The 21,599-nt window shown below is 72.4% G+C and carries 22 protein-coding genes; 8 read left to right on the forward strand and 14 right to left on the reverse strand.

Features of this window, described 5'->3' with window-relative positions:
- Positions 1 to 135 precede the first annotated feature (135 nt).
- From ACZ66Z_RS24320 to ACZ66Z_RS24345, 6 genes are all read left to right on the forward strand, one after another.
- Positions 136 to 1,080 (forward strand): carbohydrate ABC transporter permease, encoded by a 945-nt coding sequence (locus ACZ66Z_RS24320; RefSeq protein ID WP_469937239.1) that lies wholly within the window; start codon positions 136 to 138, stop codon positions 1,078 to 1,080.
- Positions 1,077 to 1,919, forward strand: coding sequence for a carbohydrate ABC transporter permease (locus ACZ66Z_RS24325; RefSeq protein ID WP_469937241.1), 843 nt, complete (start codon positions 1,077 to 1,079; stop codon positions 1,917 to 1,919). The genes ACZ66Z_RS24320 and ACZ66Z_RS24325 overlap by 4 nt, the downstream gene beginning before the upstream one ends.
- Positions 1,916 to 3,208, forward strand: a complete 1,293-nt coding sequence (locus ACZ66Z_RS24330; RefSeq protein WP_469937243.1) for an ABC transporter substrate-binding protein — start codon at positions 1,916 to 1,918, stop codon at positions 3,206 to 3,208. Before ACZ66Z_RS24325 ends, ACZ66Z_RS24330 begins: the two co-directional genes overlap by 4 nt.
- A 140-nt stretch (positions 3,209 to 3,348) precedes the next feature.
- Complete coding sequence (locus ACZ66Z_RS24335) at positions 3,349 to 3,909, forward strand: DUF1697 domain-containing protein (RefSeq protein ID WP_469937245.1); 561 nt, start codon at positions 3,349 to 3,351, stop codon at positions 3,907 to 3,909.
- Between the two features lie 73 nt (positions 3,910 to 3,982).
- A complete protein-coding gene (locus ACZ66Z_RS24340; RefSeq protein ID WP_469937247.1) occupies positions 3,983 to 4,618 on the forward strand; it encodes a mycothiol-dependent nitroreductase Rv2466c family protein in 636 nt (211 codons plus the stop codon).
- A gap of 53 nt (positions 4,619 to 4,671) precedes the next feature.
- Positions 4,672 to 5,244 carry a TIGR03086 family metal-binding protein gene (locus ACZ66Z_RS24345; protein ID WP_469937249.1) on the forward strand — a complete coding sequence of 191 codons (573 nt, stop codon included), beginning with the start codon at positions 4,672 to 4,674 and terminating at the stop codon, positions 5,242 to 5,244.
- Here the strand turns inward: ACZ66Z_RS24345 and ACZ66Z_RS24350 are convergent.
- The 14 genes from ACZ66Z_RS24350 to ACZ66Z_RS24415 all read right to left on the reverse strand — a co-directional run bounded on the left by ACZ66Z_RS24350 (position 5,241) and on the right by ACZ66Z_RS24415 (position 19,009).
- A complete protein-coding gene (locus ACZ66Z_RS24350) occupies positions 5,241 to 5,984 on the reverse strand; it encodes a sirohydrochlorin chelatase (protein WP_469937251.1) in 744 nt (247 codons plus the stop codon). The two genes, ACZ66Z_RS24345 and ACZ66Z_RS24350, sit on opposite strands and share 4 nt — an antisense overlap.
- An 8-nt stretch (positions 5,985 to 5,992) precedes the next feature.
- Positions 5,993 to 6,877, reverse strand: coding sequence for an ABC transporter permease (locus ACZ66Z_RS24355; protein WP_469937253.1), 885 nt, complete (start codon positions 6,875 to 6,877; stop codon positions 5,993 to 5,995).
- Entirely contained in the window at positions 6,864 to 7,658 is a 795-nt protein-coding gene (locus ACZ66Z_RS24360; RefSeq protein WP_469937255.1) for an ABC transporter ATP-binding protein, read from the reverse strand. Before ACZ66Z_RS24360 ends, ACZ66Z_RS24355 begins: the two co-directional genes overlap by 14 nt.
- Before the next feature lie 33 nt (positions 7,659 to 7,691).
- Positions 7,692 to 8,795, reverse strand: coding sequence for an aliphatic sulfonate ABC transporter substrate-binding protein (locus ACZ66Z_RS24365; protein WP_469937257.1), 1,104 nt, complete (start codon positions 8,793 to 8,795; stop codon positions 7,692 to 7,694).
- A gap of 207 nt (positions 8,796 to 9,002) precedes the next feature.
- Positions 9,003 to 10,346, reverse strand: a complete 1,344-nt coding sequence (locus ACZ66Z_RS24370) for a sulfate adenylyltransferase subunit 1 (RefSeq protein WP_469937259.1) — start codon at positions 10,344 to 10,346, stop codon at positions 9,003 to 9,005.
- Positions 10,346 to 11,281 (reverse strand): sulfate adenylyltransferase subunit CysD, encoded by a 936-nt coding sequence (gene cysD, locus ACZ66Z_RS24375; RefSeq protein ID WP_469937261.1) that lies wholly within the window; start codon positions 11,279 to 11,281, stop codon positions 10,346 to 10,348. The genes ACZ66Z_RS24370 and cysD overlap by 1 nt, the downstream gene beginning before the upstream one ends.
- 89 nt (positions 11,282 to 11,370) lie before the next feature.
- Positions 11,371 to 11,940 (reverse strand): adenylyl-sulfate kinase, encoded by a 570-nt coding sequence (gene cysC, locus ACZ66Z_RS24380; protein ID WP_469937263.1) that lies wholly within the window; start codon positions 11,938 to 11,940, stop codon positions 11,371 to 11,373.
- Complete coding sequence (locus ACZ66Z_RS24385; RefSeq protein ID WP_469937264.1) at positions 11,940 to 12,647, reverse strand: phosphoadenylyl-sulfate reductase; 708 nt, start codon at positions 12,645 to 12,647, stop codon at positions 11,940 to 11,942. The genes cysC and ACZ66Z_RS24385 overlap by 1 nt, the downstream gene beginning before the upstream one ends.
- Positions 12,644 to 12,823 carry a hypothetical protein gene (locus ACZ66Z_RS24390; RefSeq protein ID WP_469937266.1) on the reverse strand — a complete coding sequence of 60 codons (180 nt, stop codon included), beginning with the start codon at positions 12,821 to 12,823 and terminating at the stop codon, positions 12,644 to 12,646. The genes ACZ66Z_RS24385 and ACZ66Z_RS24390 overlap by 4 nt, the downstream gene beginning before the upstream one ends.
- Positions 12,820 to 14,517: a nitrite/sulfite reductase gene (locus ACZ66Z_RS24395; RefSeq protein WP_469937268.1), complete on the reverse strand. Its 1,698-nt coding sequence runs from the start codon at positions 14,515 to 14,517 to the stop codon at positions 12,820 to 12,822. The genes ACZ66Z_RS24390 and ACZ66Z_RS24395 overlap by 4 nt, the downstream gene beginning before the upstream one ends.
- A 136-nt stretch (positions 14,518 to 14,653) precedes the next feature.
- Positions 14,654 to 14,737, reverse strand: coding sequence for a putative leader peptide (locus tag ACZ66Z_RS24400; protein ID WP_312846743.1), 84 nt, complete (start codon positions 14,735 to 14,737; stop codon positions 14,654 to 14,656).
- A 240-nt stretch (positions 14,738 to 14,977) separates the two neighbouring features.
- Positions 14,978 to 15,547, reverse strand: a complete 570-nt coding sequence (locus tag ACZ66Z_RS24405) for a GNAT family N-acetyltransferase (protein ID WP_469937270.1) — start codon at positions 15,545 to 15,547, stop codon at positions 14,978 to 14,980.
- A gap of 125 nt (positions 15,548 to 15,672) precedes the next feature.
- Positions 15,673 to 16,965, reverse strand: coding sequence for a GAF domain-containing protein (locus ACZ66Z_RS24410; protein WP_469937272.1), 1,293 nt, complete (start codon positions 16,963 to 16,965; stop codon positions 15,673 to 15,675).
- A gap of 388 nt (positions 16,966 to 17,353) precedes the next feature.
- The gene (locus ACZ66Z_RS24415; protein ID WP_469937274.1) at positions 17,354 to 19,009 is read right to left on the reverse strand and encodes an acyl-CoA dehydrogenase family protein; all 1,656 of its coding nucleotides are present in this window, start codon (positions 19,007 to 19,009) and stop codon (positions 17,354 to 17,356) included.
- A gap of 17 nt (positions 19,010 to 19,026) precedes the next feature.
- Between ACZ66Z_RS24415 and ACZ66Z_RS24420 the strand changes: the two genes are divergently transcribed.
- On the forward strand, positions 19,027 to 20,151 hold the full coding sequence (locus ACZ66Z_RS24420; RefSeq protein ID WP_469937276.1) for a YihY/virulence factor BrkB family protein: 1,125 nt from the start codon (positions 19,027 to 19,029) through the stop codon (positions 20,149 to 20,151).
- 295 nt (positions 20,152 to 20,446) lie between these two features.
- Entirely contained in the window at positions 20,447 to 21,559 is a 1,113-nt protein-coding gene (rsgA, locus tag ACZ66Z_RS24425) for a ribosome small subunit-dependent GTPase A (RefSeq protein ID WP_469937278.1), read from the forward strand.
- The last annotated feature ends 40 nt before the right edge of the window (positions 21,560 to 21,599 follow it).

The raw sequence follows: 21,599 nt of genomic DNA on the forward strand, positions 1-21,599 counted from the left end.
CCCATCCGCGCGGCCCGCCCCGCAGGGCGCCTTGACGGCCCCACGCCCCGTCAGCACCATGACGGGGTTCCCACGGCGGCGTCATCGGCAGGGGGTCCCCCCGGACGGGGTCCGGGGGAGAACGGGGGTCTGATCGTGAGTTCGGCGACCGTGACCGAGCGGCCCGGCGGCGCGCGCACACCGCGCGCCGCTCCCGGAGCCCGGCCCCGCGGCCCCGACCCCGGCGCCTGGTTCCTGGTGCTCCCGGCACTCCTGCCGATCCTGGTCCTCAGCGTCGGCCCGCTCCTCTACGGCATCGCGCTCGCCTTCACCGACGCCCAGTCCGGCCGCACCCAGGCCACCCGCTGGGTCGGCACCCTCAACTTCCAGGACCTGCTGCACGACGCGCTCTTCTGGGAATCCTTCCGCATCGGCGTGGTCTGGGCCGTCGGGGTGACCGTCCCGCAGTTCCTGCTCGCCCTCGGCCTGGCCCTCCTGCTCGACCAGAGGCTCCGCTTCCGCTGGCTGGCCCGCGCCCTCGCCATCGTCCCCTGGGCGATGCCGGAGGTCGTCGTCGGCATCATGTGGCGGCTCGTCTACAACCCCGACGCCGGCATCCTCAACGAGACCCTCCGGAACCTGGGCCTCGGCGAGGGCCGCGACTGGCTCTCCGGACTCGCCACCGCCCTCCCCGCCGTCGTCGTCGTCGGCGTCTGGGCCGGCATGCCGCAGACCACCGTCGCCCTGCTCGCCGGGCTCCAGAACACCCCGCGGGAACTCCACGAGGCCGCCGCCCTCGACGGCGCCGGAGCCTGGCGCCGCTTCCGCGCCGTCACCTGGCCCGCGCTGCGGCCGGTGGCCCTCGCCGTCACCGCCCTCAACCTCATCTGGAACTTCAACTCCTTCGCCCTGGTCTACGTCCTGACCAACGGCGGGCCGGGCGGCCGGACCCGTCTCCCCATGCTCTTCGCCTACGAAGAGGCCTTCCGCTACGGGCAGTTCGGCTACGCCGCCGCCATGGGCTGCGTGATGGTCGCCGCCGTCTCGGTGCTCGTCGCCCTCTCCCTCGTACGCCGTCTGAAAGGGGACCAGGACCGGTGAGCGCCCTGCGGACGAGCGGGCCCGCGCGAGCGGGCCAGTACCTGGCCCTCCTCGCGTACCTGGCCTTCCTCGCCCTCCCCTTCCTCTGGCTGGTCTCCACCGCCTTCAAGCCCGCGCCCGAGCTGGCCTCGCTCCACCCCACCTGGACCCCGGAGGACCCCACCCTGGACAACTTCCGGCAGGCCTTCGACGAGCAGCCGCTGCTCGGGGCCGCCGCGAACAGCCTGCTCGCCGCGGCCTTCGCCGCCCTGGTCACGGTCCTCGTCGCGACCCCGCTCGCCTACGCGACGGCCCGCCACCGGGGCCGGCTCGCCGGAGCCGCCACCGGCTGGGTGGTGATCAGCCAGGCCTTTCCCTTCGTCCTCGTGATCATCCCGCTCTTCCTCGTCCTCAAGAACCTGCACCTGATCGACAGCGTCACCGGTCTCGTCCTGGTCTACGTGGTCTGGTCGCTGCCCTTCGCCCTCTGGATGCTCATGGGGTACGTCAGGGCCGTCCCGGCCGAGCTGGAGGAGGCCGCCGCCGTCGACGGCGCCGGCCGGATCCGTACCCTCGTCTCGGTCACCGCGCCGCTGCTCGTCCCCGGCGTCGTCGCCACCGCGCTCTTCGCCTTCGTCACCGCCTGGAACGAGTTCTTCTTCGCGCTCGTCCTGCTCAAGACCCCGGAGAAACAGACGCTCCCGGTCGTCCTCACCCACTTCCTCGGCGCCGAGGGCGTCGCCGACCTCGGCCCGCTGGCGGCCGCGGCCCTCCTCGCGACCTTGCCGTCCCTCGTCGTCTTCGGAATCCTCCAGAGACGGATCGCGGGCGGGGCGCTCGCCGGGGCGGTGAAGTCATGAGGAGGACCCTGGCCGCCGCGGCCGCGCTCGCCCTGCTCCTGACCGGTTGCACCGCGGGCGGCGACGGCCCCGACGACGGTGTCGTACGGCTCCGGTTCCAGTCCCTGGCCTGGCAGAAGGAGTCCGTCGACGCCAACCGGCAGCTGGTGGAGGAGTGGAACGCCACCCACCCCGACGTCCAGGTCGAGTACGTCCAGGGCAGTTGGGACTCCGTCCACGACCAGCTCCTCACCTCCTTCGAGGGCGGCGAGGCGCCCGACGTCATCCACGACGCCTCCGACGACCTGGCCGACTTCGCCTACGGCGGCCGGCTCGCCGACCTCCGCCCGCTGCTGTCCGAGCGGCTGCGCGCCGACATCCCCGCCGCCGGCTGGGAGACCACCACCTTCGGCGAGGGCGTGTACGGCGTGCCCTTCCTCCAGGAACCGCGCGTCCTCATCGCCAACCGGAGGATCCTGGAGTCCTCCGGCGTCCGCGTCCCCACCCCGGAGAGACCCTGGGGCTGGGCCGAGTTCCGGCGGATCGCCCAGGACCTCACCCGGACCATGGGGCCCGGCCGCCACGCGGTCGCCTGGCCGCTCAGGGAGCCCGTCTCCGTCAGCCTCAACCTCGGCGTGTCGGCCGGCGGCCGGCTCTTCCACCGGGGCCCGGACGGCCGGGTCGCCCTCGACTTCACCGAGGCCGACGGCATCGTCCCCGGCACCGTCCACGACCAGGTCGTCACCGACCGGACCGCCCCGCGCACCACGCTCGGCAGCGGCGGATCCGACACCCTGCCCGGCTTCTTCGCCGGCAAGTACGCCATGGTCCCCCTGGGCTTCGCCTACCGGCAGCAGATCGCGCAGCAGGCGCCCGAGGGCTTCGAGTGGGTCGTGCTGCCCGCCCCCGCGGGCGAGGAAGGACTCGCCCAGGGCGTCTCCCCGCAGACCCTGTCGATCGCCGAGGACAGCCCCCACAAGAAGGAGGCGGCCCGCTTCCTCGACTTCTTCCTGCGCCCGGCGAACATGGTGCGGCTCGCGCGCGGCGACTGGATGCTGCCGACCGGCACGGCCGCGCTCGCCGACCCCTCCCTGCACACCGCGCGGGACGGCTGGGCGACCGGGGCGGCGGTGGCGCGATGGCTGCGGCCCGCGCCCGCGCAGTCGGTGCGCGGTTACCCGGAGTGGAAGGACAAGGTGGCGACACCGGCCTTCCAGGAGTACTACAGCGGCGCCATCGACGGCGCGGAGCTGCGCAGACGCCTGGTCGAGGACGGCAACCGGGTCCTCGCCCGCTATCAGCGCAGATGACGGATTCGCTGTTACGAAACCTTGTTGAATAAGTCACAGATCCGTGAAGGGTCTTCTCCGCGCCCCCGCCATCGGACAGTGTTCGAACCGGCCACCGTGCCGCCCCCCACGAGGCGCGGTGGCCGCCTAGATTTGCCCTCATGACGAAGGCGAAAACCTACGCGGCCCTGCTCCGCGGCATCAACGTGAGCGGGCACCGGAAGGTCCCCATGGCGGAGCTCCGGGACCTCCTCGAAGGTCTCGGGCACACGGACGTCCGCACCTACCTCCAGAGCGGCAACGCCGTCTTCACCACCGACTCCGGCACCGACGAGGACGCGCTCCGGACCGCGCTGGAGGACGCGATCGAGGACCGCTTCGGCTTCCGCGTCGACTGTCTCGTCCGCGACGGCGACTACCTCGCCGCCGTCGCCGCCGCCTGCCCCTTCCCGGCCGCCGAACTCCAGGGCAAGCAGCTCCACGTCTTCTACTGCTCCGGGCCCGTCGCCCCCGAGCGCTTCGCCGCGATCGACCGCGAGGCCTTCCTGCCCGAGGACTTCGCCCTCGGCGACCGCGTGCTCTACCTCTACGCCCCCGAGGGCCTCGGCAGGTCCAAGCTGGGCGAGGCGGTCTCCCGGCCCTCCGTCGTGAAGGGGCTCGTCGCCACCGGCCGGAACTGGAACACCGTGGTCAAGCTCATCGAGATGACACGGGGGGACTGACCGAGAGTGGCCCAGCCGATCGGCTGCCGAATGGCCCGTGACGGCGGGCCACCTCCTGGCTAGGTTCGACCTCATGACGAGCACCGAGACCACGTCCGCCCCCCACCGCCCGGTCGTCGACTTCTACTTCGACCCGGCCTGCCCCTTCGCCTGGATCACCTCCCGCTGGATCCTGGAGGTCGAGCGCCACCGGGACATCGACCTCCGCTTCAAGGTCATGAGCCTGTACTTCCACAACGAGGGCAACATCCTGCCCGACTGGTACCGCGAGCTCGTCGACGCCTCCATCGGCCCGGTCCAGGTGGCGGCGGCCGCCGCCGAACAGCACGGCGAGGAGGTCCTGCGCCCGCTCTACACCGCGTACGGCACGCGCATCCACGAGAAGAAGCAGAAGGACTTCGACGCCGTGATCGCCGAGTCGCTCAACGAGCTCGGCCTCCCGCCCGAACTGGCCGCCGCGGCCCACGACCCGGCGTACGACGCGGTGGTCCGTCGCAGCCACGACGCGGGCAAGGACCCCGAGGTCGGGGGGTACGTCGGCACCCCGACGATCCACGTCGACGGCACGGTCTGGTTCGGTCCGGTGCTGCGGGCGATCCCACGGGGCGAGAAGGCGGCCGAACTCTTCGACGGCTTCCGCGTCCTCGCCGGCCACCCCGACCTCTTCGAACTCAAGCGCACCCGCACGGGCGGACTGGACTTCAGCTAGGGGTGTCGCGAAAGTTCAAGACCGGGGGCGCCGCGCTGCCTAGCGTCGGGCATATGAACGAGATCCATCACCACCTCACTCTCTGTGCCGCCGAGGCCGTCCGGGTCGCCCGCGCCGTCACCGCCGAACAGCTCGGCACGCCGTCCGTCTGCGCCGACTGGACGGTCCGCGAACTCGCCAACCACCTGGTCCTCTACACCTCGCACGGCCTCGAACACCGGGCCCTGCGCACCCAGCTCCCCGAGGAGACCGTCCAGCGGGACTTCGCCGGCGAGGACGGCTGGGCCGAGGCGTACGCGGCCCGGCTCGACCGGGCCCTGGCCGCCTGGGAGAGGCCGGAGGCCTGGGAGGGCGACGTCGACATGGTCGGCAGTGCCATGCCGGCCGGCGAGGTCGCCGCCATGCTCGTCGAGGAACTCGCCCTGCACGGCTGGGACCTGGCCCGCTCCACCGGACAGGACTTCGACCTGCCCGAGCCCACGGCGGTGTTCCTGCTCGGCGTGGTCGAGCGGTACGCGGAGACGTACCGCCGGTACGAGGGCTTCGCCGCCCCCGTCGACGTGCCCGACGACGCCCCGGCGTTCGACCGCGCCCTCGCCGTCAGCGGACGGAACCCGAAGGGCTAAGCGGTCCTGGCGACCGGGCGGCGGGCCGCGTGGGCCCCGTCGTACCGCTCCAGGAGCAGACGGGCCAGCTCGGGGGAGGGGCCCAGGACGTCCGCGAGGACGTCGGCCCCGCCCGCGCCCGCCGCGATGCGGTCCGGGAGGCGGCCCGGGGCGATCACGTACGGGGCGACGGCCACCCGCCGGACGTCCGGCTCGGCGCGCAGGGCCCGGACGGCGTCCTCCGTGCGGGGAAGGGATGCGGAGGCGAACGCGGGCCGCACGGAGCACCAACCGGTGCGCCGCAGCTCCCGCGCCGTTTCTGCGATCACCGCGATCGCCTCCGGGTCTGTGGAGCCCGCCGAGGCCAGGACGACCCCGGTCGCGCTCTTGTCGGCGGGCGTGAGGCCCGCCTCGTACAGCCGCCGCTCCACCGCCGCGATCAGCAGCGGCGACGGGCCGAGGACCTCCGCCTGGCGGATGCGCAGGGGCTGGGGAGCCCGGCGCAGCACGGCGGGGACGTCGGCCTTCGCGTGGAAGGCCCGGGTGAGGAGGAGCGGCAGGGCCACGACCTCCCGCACCCCGTCCGCGGCGAGCCGGTCGAGGACGCCGGGCACCGACGGCAGGTTGAAGTCCAGGAACGCCGTCTCCACGCGCAGCCCCGGCCGCAGCGCACCGGCCCGGCGCACCAGTGCCTGGACGGTCGCCGCGTGTCGCGGGTCACGGCTGCCGTGGGCGACGACGAGGAGGACGGGACGGTTCACGGGACGGCTCAACCCTTCGCGAGCAGGCCGCGGCGGCGCAGGACCGCGCGCTCCAGCGGGCTGAAGACGAGCAGGTCGATGGCGATGCCGACGATCAGGATCAGGATGATCGCCAGGAAGATCCCGGCCATGTCGATGTTGTTGCGGCCGTTCTCCAGGAGCTGGCCGAGGCCGAGGCCCAGGTCCGGCGAGGAGGCGATGATCTCCGCGGCCATCAGCGAACGCCAGGAGAACGCCCAGCCCTGCTTGAGACCGGCCAGGTAACCGGGGAGCGCGGCCGGCATCACGATGTACCAGGCGCCCTTGAGCCCCCTCGCGCCGAGCGTCTGGCCCGCCCGCAGGAAGAGCGGCGGGACCTGGTCGACGCCGGCGACGAGGCCGTTGGCGATCGACGGGACCGCGCCGAGCAGGATCACCGCGTACATCATGCTGTCGTTGAGGCCGAGCCACAGGACGGCGGGCGCCACCCAGGCCACCGAGGGCAGCGACTGGAGCCCCGCGAGGATCGGGCCGATCGCCGCGCGCACGAACTTCACGCGGGAGACGAGCAGGCCCAGCGGGGTGCCGATCGCGAGCGCCAGGACGAATCCGTACAGGGCCCGGGACACGCTGGTCCACAGGACGCCGAAGAGCGTGCCCTCCCGCCACATCACGGTGAGGCTGTCCCACACGGCGGACGGCGCCGGCAGCTTGTACGCGTCGGTGACCTCCAGGGACACCAGGAGCTGCCACACCACCAGGACGAGCACGACGGCGACGACCGGCGGGAGCACCTTCTTGACCAGCACCTCGCGGACCGGGGTCCGCCGGATCTGCACGCTGTCGAGGGCGTCCAGGCCGGCTTCGAGACCGGCGAGGTCGTCGGTCTTGGGACTGGTCTCAGTGCTGGCCATGACGGCGGATCTCCCCACGCAGGTGCTCGGTGATCTCGAGGGACAGCTCCGCGACGGCGGAGTCCTCGATGCGGCGCGGCTGAGGGATGTCGATGGTCCACTCGTGCGCGATCCGGCCCGGCCGGGACGAGAGGAGGACGACGCGCTCGGCCAGCCGCACGGCCTCGCGCACGTTGTGGGTGACGAAGAGCACCGACAGCTTCGTCTCCCGCCAGATCCGGGTCAGTTCGTCGTGCAGCACGTCCCGGGTGATGGCGTCGAGCGCGGCGAACGGCTCGTCCATCAGGAGCAGGTCGCTGTCCTGGGCGAGCGCGCGGGCCAGCGCGACCCGCTGCCGCATGCCGCCGGACAGCTCGTGGACCCGCTTGCCGTACGAGCCGCCGAGCCGGACGAGGGCGAGCAGCCGCTCGGCCTCGTCGCGCCGCTCGGCCTTGGGCACCCCGCGCAGCCGCAGGGCCAGTTCGATGTTCTTGCCCGCGGTGAGCCACGGGAAGAGGGCGTGCTCCTGGAACATCAGGGCCGGCCGGCCGCCGGGGGTCTCGATGGACCCCGCGGACGGCCGGTCGAGCCCGGCGACCAGGTTGAGCAGGGTGGACTTGCCGCAGCCCGAGGCGCCCAGGAGGGTGACGAACTCGCCGGGGGCGACATCGAGCGAGATGTCGTCGAGGACGAGCTGCCCGCCGGCGGGTCCGCCGAAGGACTTGGAGACGTGCTCGATGCGGGCGGCATGGGTCACCGCCGCACGGTCCTCGGCCTTGGCGAGCGTCGTGGTCGTGGCCATGGTCGTCACCTCCTGGGGATCAGCTGCGGGCTGTTACTTCGCGCCGAGACCGGCGTCGGAGACCTCGGGCTGACCCGCGGCCTTCAGGACCTTGTTGAGCGGCTTCAGGTCGTAGATGCCGGACAGTTCGGGCTTCTCCAGGAGACCGGCCTTCACGGCGTGGTCGGCCTGGGCCTGCAGGGTGGCCGCCAGCGGGTCGTTCGTGAACTGGATGGACGGCCACGCGGCGTCGATCACCTTGGCGCCCAGCGCCTTGCCCGAGAGGTCCTTCAGCTTGGCGTTGGCCGAGGCCTTCGCCTCGTCCTGGTTGGCGTTGATCCACTCGTTGGTCTTCACCGAGCCGCGCAGGAACGCCTCGACGACGTCCGGGTGCTCCTTGAGGAACTTCTGCGACACGATGATGTTCGTGATGACGAACTTCTTGTCGGGCCACAGGTCGGACTCGTCGAGCAGCACCTTCGCGCCGTCGGCGACCAGCTTGGACGCGGTCGGCTCGGGCACCCAGGCGCCGTCGACGGCACCGGAGGCGTAGGCGTTCGGGGTGACCTTGTTGTCCGTGCGGACCACGGAGACGTCGCCCTTGCCGCTCTGGGCGTCGACCTTCCAGCCCTTCTCGGAGACCCAGTTGAGGAAGGCCACGTCCTGGGTGTTGCCGAGCTGCGGGGTGGCGATCCTCTTGCCCTTGACGTCGTCCAGGGTCTTGATCTTCGCCGGGTTCACCACGAGCTTCACGCCGCCGGAGGCGGCGCCGCCGACGATGCGGAGGTTGGTGCCCTTGGTCTTGACGAAGCCGTTGATGGACGGCGAGGGGCCGATGAAGCCGATGTCGATCGATCCGGCGTTCAGCGCCTCGATCTCGGACGGGCCCGCGTTGAAGGTGGTGGGGACCAGCTTGGTGCCGCCCAGCTCCTTCTGGAGGATGCCCTCCTGGTCACCGACGAGTGCGGTGGCGTGCGTCAGATTGGGGAAGTACCCGAGCCGTACGGTGTCGGCGGAGAGCTTCTCGCCCTCGGCGGCCACCTTCTTCTCGTCGTTCTTGGCGTCGGAGCCGTAGCCGCAGGAGGCGAGGACGCCGATCAGCAGCGGCAGGGCGGCGGCGGCCAGGCCGCGGCGCAGGGTGGTACGGGTGGTGGGCACGGGTGGGTTCCCCTCGGTTCGACTTCTCAGCGAAGCCTGCGTCTATGTCGTTCGGGGTGGAGCGGGTGGAGCCGTGTCGCACCGCTCGCGCGGTGCGTCGAGGTCAGCACGCACATCGCGCGACACCTCCCCGGCCCGCGCCGAGGGCACCGGAACCCACCCGGCCCCCCTCCTTCGCGAAGGTGGACCAGAAGTCCTGACCCGTCATCAGAAGTCCCACCCTTCTTCCTCGTCCACCGCGACGACGGCCTTGGTCGTGGCGAAGGACTCGCCCGCCATGCCGGCCGCGAGCGTGGTGCCGTCCGCGGGGTCGATCAGCAGGAACGAACCCGTACGGCGCGAGTCCGCGTACGCGTCGAGCGCGAGCGGCTCGGCGGTGCGGACCACGACCCGGCCGATGTCGTTGGCGGCCAGCTGCCCGGGGTTCGGGTGCTGGGAGAGGTCGTCCAGGGTCAGCCGCGAGGGGATGTCCTTGACGATCGCCTTGACCGTGCGCGTGGTGTGCTTGAGCAGGACCCGCTGGCCGACGGCGAGCGGCTGGTCCGCCACGTGGCAGACCGTCGCCTCGACGTCCTGGCTGGTGGCCGGGGCGTCGGCGCTCGGCGCGAGCAGGTCGCCGCGCGAGATGTCGATGTCGTCGGCGAGCCGGATCGTCACCGACTGCGGGGCCCAGGCGATGTCCACGGGCTCGCCGAGCGCGTCGATCCCGGTGATCGTGGACTTCTTCCCCGACGGCAGGACGGTGACCTCCTCGCCGACCCGGAAGGCACCGGCCGCGATCTGACCGGCGTAGCCCCGGTAGTCGGGGTGCTCGGCGGTCTGCGGGCGGATCACGTACTGCACGGGGAAGCGGGCGTGGCAGGCCGTCAGGTCGTGGCTGACCGGGACGGTCTCCAGGTGCTCCAGGACCGTCGGGCCGCCGTACCAGTCCATGTTGGCGGACGGCTCCACGACGTTGTCGCCGGCGAGCGCGGAGATCGGGATGGCGGTGATCTCCGGGACGCCGAGCTCGGAGGCGTACGTCGTGAACTCCTCGGCGATCGCGGCGAAGACGGACTCCCGGTAGTCGACCAGGTCCATCTTGTTCACGGCGAGGACCACGTGCGGGACGCGGAGCAGCGCGGCGACGGCGGCGTGCCGGCGGGTCTGCTCGACGACGCCGTTGCGGGCGTCGACCAGGACCACGGCCAGCTCGGCGGTGGAGGCGCCGGTGACCATGTTCCGGGTGTACTGCACGTGCCCGGGGGTGTCAGCGAGGATGAAGCGGCGGCGGGGCGTCGCGAAGTAGCGGTAGGCCACGTCGATCGTGATGCCCTGCTCGCGCTCGGCCCGCAGGCCGTCGGTCAGCAGCGCCAGGTCGGGCGCCTCCTGGCCACGCTTGAGGGACGCGGCCTCCACGGCCTCCAGCTGGTCGGCGAGGACCGACTTGGAGTCGTGGAGGAGCCGGCCCACCAGGGTGGACTTGCCGTCGTCGACGGAGCCGGCGGTGGCGAAGCGCAGCAGGGTGGTGGCCGCCAGCTGGTCGGACAGCTGCTCGGTGGACGTGCTCATTAGAAGTACCCTTCGCGCTTGCGGTCTTCCATCGCGGCCTCGGACAGCTTGTCGTCGGCCCGGGTGGCGCCCCGCTCGGTGAGCCGGGAGGCGGCGATCTCGGCGATGACGGCGTCCAGCGTGGTGGCGTCGGAGTCGACGGCGCCGGTGCAGGACATGTCGCCGACGGTGCGATAGCGGATCAGCCGCTTCTCGACCGTCTCCGACTCCTTCGGGCCGCCCCACTCGCCGGCGGTGAGCCACATGCCGCTGCGGGCGAACACCTCGCGCTCGTGGGCGAAGTAGATCTCGGGGAGCTCGATCTTCTCCCGCTGGATGTACTGCCAGACGTCCAGCTCGGTCCAGTTGGAGAGCGGGAAGACCCGGACGTGCTCGCCGGGGGCGTGCCGGCCGTTGTAGAGCTGCCACAGCTCGGGGCGCTGGCGGCGCGGGTCCCACTGCGAGAACTCGTCGCGCAGCGAGAACACCCGCTCCTTGGCGCGGGCCTTCTCCTCGTCGCGGCGGCCGCCGCCGAAGACGGCGTCGAAGCGGTGCTGCTGGATCGCCTCGGTCAGCGGGACGGTCTGCAGCGGGTTGCGGGTGCCGTCGGGGCGCTCGCGGAGCTTGCCGGCGTCGATGTACTCCTGCACGGAGGCCACGTGCAGCCGCAGCCCGTGCCGGTCGACGACCCGGTCGCGGTACTCGATGACCTCGGGGAAGTTGTGCCCGGTGTCGACGTGCAGCAGCGTGAAGGGGACCGGCGCCGGGGCGAAGGCCTTCAGCGCCAGGTGCAGCATGACGATGGAGTCCTTGCCGCCGGAGAAGAGGATCACCGGCCGCTCGAACTCGCCCGCCACCTCGCGGAAGATGTGGACGGCCTCGGACTCCAGGGAGTCGAGGTGCGACAGCGCGAACGGACTGTCCGTGGTGTCGTGGGCGTGGGCGACGGTGGTCACGGTGCCCCTTTCGTTCGCTTCTCCGTCCGCGCGGCGCGGCGGCGCGGCTTTCGTGGTCGTCTGCGGCCCGGCGGCTGCGCGTGCGTCGCTCACAGCAGACCCCTCTCGGTGAGCAGCGCGTGGAGCTGCGCGGCGGACTCCTGCACGGTCTGGTTCTGGGACTCGATCCGCAGATCGGGGTTCTCGGGCGCCTCGTACGGGTCGTCGACGCCGGTGAGGCCGCTGATCTCGCCCGCGGCCTGCTTGGCGTAGAGCCCCTTCACGTCGCGGACGGAGCAGACCTCCACGGGGGTGGCCACGTGCACCTCGACGAAGGCGGTGCCCTCGGCCTGGTGGCGCTTGCGGACCGCCTCGCGGCTGTCGCCGTACGGGGCGATGACCGGGACCAGGACCTTCACGCCGTGCGAGGCGAGCAGTTCGGCGACGAAGCCGATCCGCTGCACGTTGGTGTGGCGGTCCTCGCGGGTGAAGCCGAGGCCCGCGGAGAGGAACTCGCGGATCTCGTCGCCGTCGAGGATCTCGACGCGGTGGCCCTCGTCGCGGAGGCGCCCGGCCAGCTCGTACGCGATGGTGGTCTTTCCGGCGCTCGGCAGGCCGGTGAGCCAGATGGTGGCACCGGTCACGTGGTTCTCCTGGGAGGTCTGAGGGGTGGGGGTCATCAGCCGTGCAGCCCGCATTCGGTCTTGGCGCGGCCCGCCCAGCGTCCGGCGCGGGCGTCCTCGCCCTCCAGGACGCGGCGGGTGCAGGGGGCGCAGCCGACGGAGGCGTACCCGTCCATGAGGAGCGGGTTGGTGAGGACACCGTGCTCCGCGACGTAGGCGTCGACGTCGTCCTGCGTCCAGCGGGCGATGGGGGAGACCTTGACCTTCCGGCGCTTCTCGTCCCAGCCCACGACCGGGGTGTTCGCCCGGGTCGGGGACTCGTCGCGGCGCAGGCCGGTGGCCCACGCCCCGTACGCGGTGAGGCCCTCTTCGAGGGGCTTGACCTTGCGCAGCGCGCAGCACAGGTCCGGGTCGCGGTCGTGGAGCTTCGGACCGTACTCGGCGTCCTGCTCGGCCACGGTCTGACGCGGGGTCAGGGTGATGACGGTAACGTCCATGACGGCGTCCACGGCGTCCCGGGTGCCGACGGTCTCCTCGAAGTGGTAGCCCGTGTCGAGGAAGACCACGTCCACGCCGGGCTTCACGCGCGAGGCGAGGTGGGCGACGACCGCGTCCTCCATGGAGGAGGTCACGCAGAAGCGGTCGCCGAAGGTGTCCACGGCCCAGCGGAGGATCTCCAGCGCGGAGGCGTCCTCCAGATCGCGGCCGGCCTGCTCGGCGAGTGCCTTCAGGTCGGCCGAGGTCGCGTCCTGAGCGATCGTCATGTCTCTTCCCTCCCAGTGGTGTTGCTCGAAGTCGCCGGGGCGAGGAGCCCCAGGAACTTCAGCTGGAAGGCTCGACTGCACGCGGCGCATTCCCACGCGCCGTGGCCCTGCTCGCCCGGACGCAGGTCCTCGTCCCCGCAGTACGGGCAGTGGAACGGCGCGGCACGCTCGCTCATGACAGCGCCTCCTCGGAGGCGCGGGCCGCCCAGGTCGCGAAGCGCTCGCCGGTCTCGCGCTCCGCCTGGAAGCGCTTGAGGACCCGCTCCACGTAGTCCGGGAGCTCGGCCGCCGTGACCTTGAGGCCGCGGACCTTGCGGCCGAAGCCGGCCTCCAGGCCGAGCGCGCCGCCCAGGTGCACCTGGTAGCCCTCGACGCGGTTGCCCTCGTCGTCCAGGACCAGCTGGCCCTTGAGACCGATGTCCGCGACCTGGATGCGGGCGCAGGCGTTCGGGCACCCGTTGATGTTGATCGTCAGCGGCTCGTCGAACTCCGGGATGCGACGCTCCAGTTCGTCGATGAGCGAGGAGCCGCGGCCCTTCGTCTCGACGATCGCGAGCTTGCAGAACTCGATGCCGGTGCAGGCCATCGTGCCGCGCCGGAACGGCGAGGGGGTGACCCGCAGGTCCAGCGCCTCCAGGGCGGAGACGATGGACTCGACCTGCGCCTCCTCGACGTCGAGGACGAGCATCTTCTGCTCGGCGGTGGTCCGGACCCGGCCGGAGCCGTGCTCCTCGGCGATCGCGGCGATCTTCGTCAGGGTGGCGCCGTCGACGCGGCCGACGCGGGGCGCGAAGCCGACGTAGAACCTGCCGTCCTTCTGCCGGTGCACGCCGACGTGGTCGCGCCAGCGGCCCGCGGGCTGCTCGGGGGCGGGGCCGTCCGTCAGCCTGCGCTCGAGGTACTCGTCCTCCAGGACCCGGCGGAACTTCTCCGGGCCCCAGTCGGCGACGAGGAACTTCAGCCGGGCGCGGTTGCGCAGCCGGCGGTAGCCGTAGTCGCGGAAGATCGAGATGACGCCCTCGTAGACGTCGGGGACCTCGTCGAGGGAGACCCAGGTGCCGAGGCGGACGCCGAGCTTCGGGTTGGTGGACAGGCCGCCGCCGACCCAGAGGTCGAAGCCGGGGCCGTGCTCCGGGTGCTCCACGCCGACGAAGGCGATGTCGTTGATCTCGTGCGCCACGTCGAGGAGCGGCGAGCCGGAGACCGCGGACTTGAACTTGCGGGGCAGGTTGGAGAAGTCCTTGTTGCCGATGATCCGGCGCTGGATCTCGTCGATGGCGGGGGTGCCGTCGATGATCTCGTCGGCGGCGATGCCGGCCACGGGGGAGCCGAGGATGACGCGCGGGGTGTCGCCGCAGGCCTCGGTGGTCGACAGGCCGACCGCCTCCAGGCGGTTCCAGATCTCGGGGACGTCCTCGATGCGGATCCAGTGGTACTGGACGTTCTGCCGGTCCGTGATGTCGGCGGTGCCGCGGGCGAACTCCTCGGAGATCTCGCCGATCACCCGGAGCTGTTCGGTGGTCAGCCGCCCGCCGTCGATGCGGACCCGGAGCATGAAGTACTCGTCGTCCAGCTCCTCCGGCTCCAGCACGCCCGTCTTGGTGCCGTCCAGACCCTGCTTGCGCTGGGTGTAGAGGCCCCACCAGCGCATGCGTCCGCGCAGGTCGTTGGGGTCGATGGAGTCGAAGCCGCGCTTCGAGTAGACCGTCTCAATACGTGTCCGCACGTTGAGACCGTCGTCGTCCTTCTTGAACTGCTCATTGCCGTTCAGGGGGGTGAAGTGCCCCACGGCCCACTGACCCTCGCCGCGGTGGCGCCCGGTCTTGCGGCGGGCGGCGGCGGGAGTGGGGTTTTCCGGGGTGGCGGCCATGGCGTCTTGTCCTTCGGGACTGCGAGAGGGCGGCTCTGACCTGCACACTCGCGCTCAGGTCAGAGGGTGGCGCGTCAGTGCGCAGCAGGGTGGGGCAGAGTCGGGCGGTAAGGAGATCGCGGCGGTGCCGGTTCTCTCAGCGCGCCGGACAGATGGCGCTGGACATGCGGCCGAGGTCGACGTGCCGCCGACTCACCAAGGCAGTTCCAGTTCCAGACATGACGGAAGCGTGTCACGGGACTTTGGACCCAGTCCAGCATCGTCCAGAATTTGGACATACTCGTCTCGCAGAACGAGACGGTGTGCTCCAGGTCACGTCGAAGGGGCCCTGAACGGGGCCCCCTTCGACGGAGTCCGTGCGCACGGCCGGGGCGCGCGGCTCGACCGGTGCGCCTCGGCGGGCGGCTCGGGTGCGCGCCCGGCGGGTACGGCTCGGGCGTGGGCGCCCGGCGGGTACGGCTCAGGCGTGGGCGCCCGGCCAGGGGCCGGGGGTCTCCGGCTCCTCGACCTCCTCGACCTTGGTGTCGAAGAGGCGGAAGCCGCGCCGCTCGTAGTTGGCCATGGCGTGCGGACCGTCGAACGAGCAGGTGTGCAGCCACACCCGCTTCGTGGCCTCCCGGTCCGGCCAGCGCTCGGCCAGGTCCCAGGCGCGCGCCACTCCGTGGGAGAGGAGGTGGCCACCGATCCTGCGGCCCCGGAAGGCCGGTATCAGGCCGAAGTAGATGATCTCCACCACGCCGTCGTCCTGGGGGTCGAGCTCCACGTACCCGGCCGGCGTCCCCCTGTCGTACGCCACCCAGATCTCGGCGCCCGGCTTCTCCGCGATCTCCTGCCACTCCTTGTACGTCAGCGACAGCCGGTCGGACCAGCGGATGTCGCCGCCGACCGCCGTGTAGAGGAAGCGGCTGAACTCCGCCGAGGGCACCTCGGCGCGCCGGATCACCACGTCGTCGCCCTCCGGCGGGGTGGCGGGGCGGAGGTCGGACGGGGAGGTCTGTTCGAGGGACCAGGTGGTGAGAGTGATGCTCATGGGGCCATCGCATCATGCGGAGCGCCGGATTCCCACTCTGTTCGGTGCCGGCGGACAGCCTGTCCGGCATGCGGACAGGCGCTGTCGCGCCGCCGACCGGGCCGTCCCCCTCCCGGCCCCGCCGGTCAGGCCGGGCTCGCGGCGCGGACGGCGGGAGCCGTCGAGTGGGGGAGCAGGTCTTCCGGGCGCTCGGGACGCAGGACCTCCACCGCGACCTCCTCCCGGAAGCGGTACGGACGGTGCGCCAGGACCCCCGCCAGGTTCCGCCGCACCCGGGACATCTCCGCCCGGACGGTCACCGTCCGCGTCCGGTCCCCGAACACGTCGTCCGCCAGCTCCGCCGCCGTCCGGCCGTCACGGTGCAGCGCCAGTACATAGAGGAGCTCCGCGTGCCGGGGGCTGAGCTCCTGCTGCCAGCTGCCCGCCGCCCCGGACACGGCCACCGTCCAGCGGCGCGGTCTGCTCAGGTCCAGGACCACCCGGCTCGCCGCCCCCGCGCCCGGCTCCTCGGGCACGGTCTCCTCCTCGACCCGCAGCAGCCACCCGCCCGGCAGCGGCTCCACCGCGCACACGCCGAGCGAGGGCAGCCAGACCCGGCCGGCCCGGAACGACTTCGGCAGCGGGATCCGGTCCACCGGCGCGAGCCCGGTCACCGCGGCCGTCCAGCCGTGGCCGTCCACCGCGACCGCCCGGCCGCCCACCCGGCACAGGATCGGCGCCGCCACCGCCCGCAGCCGCTCGACCGACCGGCGGTGCCGCTCCCGCATCTCGGCCTCGGCGAGCCGGGCCACCGAACCCACCAGGGCCAGCATCGCCGGATGGAAGCTGGACGCGGGTCCGGACACGTCCAGGATCCCCAGGAGCCGCTGGTCGCGCGGATCGTGCACGGGCGCGGCGGCGCAGGTCCAGTTGTGCAGCGACTGCACGTAGTGCTCGGCGGAGTGCACCTGCACCGCCCGGCCCAGGGCGAGCGCCGTGCCCACCGCGTTCGTCCCGGTGGCGTGCTCGGTCCAGGCCGCCCCCTCCTCCAGGCAGATGCCGTTCGCCTGCCGCAGCACGGCGAGGTTCCCCTGGCGCCACAGCACCCGGCCGTGCTCGTCGGTGACCACCATGATCTGGAGGGAGGCGTCGGCGATGCCCGCGATGCCGCCGCTCAGCGTCTGCATCACCTCGGAGAGGAGCGTGGTCCTGCGCCGCTCCTCCAGCTCGTCCCGCTGGAGCAGCACGGTGCTGGTGCTCTGGTCCGGGTCGAGGCCGAGCCGGGCCATCCGCCGCCAGGACGCGTCGATCACCGGGCGGGGCGCGATCGGCGGCCGCCGGCCGGCCAGGGTCTCCTCGCGCACCCGGTGCAGCAGCCGGCTGGCCTGGGCGGCGTCCATGGCGGCGAGCCGCTTCATGTCGAGCTGCGTGTTCTTCATCGGTCTCTCCCAGCCACCCGGGGCGCTGTATCGGTTCTGCACAGAGCAGACGTCCGGAGTGTCGGTGCCCATCGTGCCGCTCGGGAGCGCCCGGCGAGGCCCGGTTCGGGTAATCCTGCAACCCTTTGCAACTCTGGCGACCGACCGGCCTCCTGGGCGAGGGTGGTGACAGCGGCGGGTGGTGCCGTGTCGGCGCAGCACCACCCCCGCTTTTCCGCGCGTGCCGACCTGACCGACACCCCCTCAGGTCCACCCCTGGCACGCGCGGCACACCTCCCCCGCACGGCCCGTGCTCCCGTAGCCCGTGTTCTCGTAAGGCCCGCGTTCCCGCACGGCCCGTGCTCCCCTACGCCCGTGCTCCCGTACGCCCGTGCTCCCGTACCGCCCGTCAGGCCACGGCCCGCGCCCGCTCCACCACCGCCCGCAGGTCCAGCGTGTGCGGGAGCGTCCCGAAGGCGGCGCCGCCGTCACCGCCGAGCCGCGCCGCGCAGAACGCGTCCGCCACCTCCGGCGGCGCCCACCGCACGAGCAGCGCGCCCTGGAGCACCAGCGCCAGCCGCTCCGTGAGCCGCCGCGCCCGGGCCTCGATCCCCTCCAGGTCCGCCAGTTCGGCGAGGAGGTCCCGGACGGCCCGGTCGAGCCGGTGGTCGGCGCCCCGCGCCGCCCCCACCTCCCGCAACAGCGCGTCGAGGGCGGCGGGCTCGGTCCGCAGCGCCCGCACCACGTCGAGCGCCTGCACGTTCCCCGAGCCCTCCCAGACCGAGTTGAGCGGCGACTCCCGCAGCAGCCGGGGCATCCCGGACTCCTCCACGTACCCGTTGCCGCCCAGGCACTCCAGCGCCTCCGCCACCACCGGCGTACACCGCTTCGTCACCCAGTACTTCGCCGCCGGAACGGCGATGCGGAGGAAGGCCCGCTCCCGCTCGCCGTCGCCGCCGCCGCCGTCAGCTGCGTCGTAGGCCGCCGCCAGCCGCATGCCGAGGACCGTCGCCGCCTCGGACTCGACGGCGAGGTCGGCGAGCACGTTCCGCATCAGGGGCTTGTCGACGAGCAGCCCGCCGAAGGCCGAGCGGTACGAGGCGTGGTGCACGGCCTGCGCCACCGCCTGCCGCATCAGCGCCGCCGAGCCGAGGACGCAGTCGAGCCGGGTCGCCGCGACCATCCCCATGATCGTCCGGATCCCGCGCCCCTCCTCGCCGACCCGGCGCGCCCAGGTCGTGCCGTCGAACTCCACCTCGGCGGAGGCGTTCGACCGGTTGCCCAGCTTGTCCTTGAGCCGCTGGATCGCGAACGCGTTGCGCGAGCCGTCCGCGAGCACCCGGGGCACCAGGAAGCAGGTCAGTCCCGCCGGCGCCTGCGCGAGGACCAGGAAGGCGTCCGACATCGGCGCCGAGCAGAACCACTTGTGCCCCGTCAGGACGTACTCGCCGTCGGCCGTGAGCGGCCGGGCCTCCGTCGTGTTCGCCCGGACGTCGCTGCCGCCCTGCTTCTCCGTCATCGCCATGCCGAGCAGTGCCCCCGGCTTCTCCGCGACCGGACGGAGCTCCCGCTCGTACACGTGCGAGAGCGCCGCCGGCTCCCAGACCTCCGCGAGCTCCGGCTCGGCGCGCAGCGCGGGCACCGCCGCGTGCGTCATCGACACCGGGCAGCCGTGCCCGGCCTCCGCCTGCGACGCCACCAGGAACCCGGCGGCCCGCCGCACATGACCACCCGGACGGCCCCACGCGTGCGTGAGCCCCGCCGAGACGGACTTCCCGAGGAGCCGGTGCCAGGCCGGATGGAACAGGACCTCGTCGATCCGCTGGCCGTACCGGTCGTGGGTCCGCAGCCGGGGCGGGTGCTCGTTCGCCTGCTCACCCCACTCCCGCACCTGCGCCGAACCGGTGGCCCGGCCCAGCAGGCCCAGCTCGTCGCGCGCCTCCTCCAGGAGGTCCGGGGAGAGGTGGCGCTCGACCGCCTCCGCCAGCGCCCGGTCGCTCGTGAAGACGTCGTATCCGAGCAGGGGCGGTGGCTGGTTGGTCACGGTGTGGGTGCTCGCTGCCATGCCGATACGGTAAGCAGGTGCAGGCAGCAAGAGAAACACCCGATCGGCCCGAGCGTCGGCCCTGGAGCAGGCTCCACCGCGCGCGCGTCCTCTACCGCAACGTCTCGAAGCGGAAGATGGCCTGGCTGCTCCTCAAGGACACCGTCGACTCGTGCATCGAGTACCGGATCCTCGGCCTCGCCGCCGAGGCCGCGTTCTTCACCCTGCTGTCGCTGCCGCCCCTGCTGCTCGGCCTGATCGCCGTCCTCGGCTACGCCGACGACTGGACCAACACCGACACCGTCGCCAGCATCCGGGAGAACATCCTCCACGCGGCCGGCACGGTCCTCTCCGACCGGGGCGTCCACGAGATCGCCGAACCCCTCCTCGACGACATCACCCAGGGCAAACGGCCCGATCTGATCTCCCTCGGCTTCGCCATCGCCCTCTGGTCCGGCTCGCGCGCGGTGAACGTCTTCATCGACACCATCACCGTCATGTACGGCCTCGACGGGCACCGGGGCATCGTCAAGACCCGGCTCCTCGCCCTGCTCCTCTACATCGTGGCGCTGCTCATCGGAGCCGTCGTGCTGCCGCTGGCCGTCGTCGGCCCCGACCGGGTCGTCGAGTTCGTCCCCTGGGGCACCGAGGTCGTCGCCGTCCTCTACTGGCCGGCCGTCATCCTGCTCTCCATCGCCTTCCTCACCACGCTCTACCACGTCTCCGTGCCCGTCAGATCGCCGTGGATCGAGGACATCCCCGGCGCCCTCGTCGCCCTCGGGATGTGGGTCCTCGGCAGCTTCCTGCTGCGCATCTACCTGACCAGCCAGGTCGAGGGCCCGACGATCTACGGCTCCCTCGCCGCGCCCATCGCCGTCCTCCTCTGGATCGGCATCTCGGCCTTCGCGGTCCTCGTCGGCGCCGCCGTGAACGCCGCCATCGACCGCGTCTGGCCCTCCGTCGCCACCGCCGCCGCCCGCGAGGCCAACGAGCGGGCCCGCGCCTTCCAGGCGGCCGAACTCGTCGCCCGCGTGCGGGCGGAGGCGGAGGACGTCGACGAGGACGACCCCGACATGCCGTCCGAGTTCCCCGAGCGCTGGTCCAAGTTCCTCCCCCCGGACGACGTGAAGTCCCGCCTCCACTCCGGCTGGGAGAAGGACTGACCGTGCTCACGCCGGTGCTCGCGACCCCGCGCGCCACGGCCTGGGAAAACCCGTGGCGCGCGCCGGACCGCTGCCGCTACGGTGAATCCCGTACGAGATCGCGGGAAGACGCGATCGCGCGAAGACGGATCGCGAGCGACGCGATCGCGAAGGACAACAGGAGGTGTGACCGATGGCTGTCGTCACGAAGGGCCTCGCCCACACGCGGATGTTCATCCACACCACCTCCGCGGCCACCGGCTGACCTCACTTCTCCGTCTTTCCGTGCCGGGGCCGCCCCTGTGAAGGGTCCCCCTTGTCTTTCCCGCTTTCCTCCCCGTCCTCCTCTCCGCTCGACGCCCACGGCTGGGACTCCGGCTGGGCCGCCGACTTCGCGCCCCACGCCGCCCGGGGACTCGTCCCGGGACGGGTCGTCCGCGTCGACCGCGGTCAGTGCGACGTCGTCACCGCCGAGGGGGTCGTCCGCGCCGACACGGCGTTCGTGACCCCGCACGACCCGCTGCGGGTCGTCTGCACCGGCGACTGGGCCGCCGTCGACCCGGAGGGCGTCGGCGACCCCCGGTACGTGCGCGCGTGCCTGCCCCGCCGTACGGCCTTCGCGCGTTCCACCTCCTCCAAGCGGTCCGAGGGCCAGATCCTCGCCGCCAACGTCGACCACGCCGTCATCACGGTCTCGCTCGCCGTCGAGCTCGACCTCGGCCGGATCGAACGCTTCCTCGCCCTGGCCTGGGAGTCCGGCGCCCAGCCGACCGTCGTCCTCAGCAAGGCCGACCTCGTGCCCGACCCGGTCGGGCTCTCCTACCTCGTCGAGGACGTGGAGACGGTCGCGCCCGGCGTGCAGGTGCTGCCCCTCAGCTCCACCACCGGAGAGGGGCTCGACGTGCTCGCCGCGACGGTCTCGGGCGGCACGTCCGTGCTGCTCGGCGTCTCCGGCGCCGGCAAGTCGACCCTCGCCAACGCGCTGGTCGGCGACGACGTGATGGACGTCCGGGCCGCCCGCGACGTCGACGGCAAGGGCCGCCACACCACGACCACCCGCAACCTCTTCGTCCTGCCCGGCGGGGGAGTCCTCATCGACACCCCCGGACTGCGCGGCGTCGGGCTCTGGGACGCCGAGACCGGGGTCGGCCAGGTCTTCTCCGAGATCGAGGAACTGGCCGGGGACTGCCGCTTCCACGACTGCGCCCACGAGTCCGAGCCGGGCTGCGCGGTGACGGCGGCGATCGAGGACGGCTCGCTGCCCGTGCGCCGTCTGGAGAGCTACCGCAAGCTGATCCGCGAGAACCGGCGGATCGTGGCCAAGACCGACGCCCGGATGCGCTCCGAGATGCTCAAGGAGTGGAAGCGCATGGGCCGGGAGGGCCAGCTGGCCATGGAGCTCAAGCGCGGCGGCGGCCGGGGCCGGTAGCCCCCGCGGGGTGTCCCGCCGACCGGCGGGACACCCCGGG

The organism is Streptomyces sp. NPDC107498, from assembly GCF_055582805.1.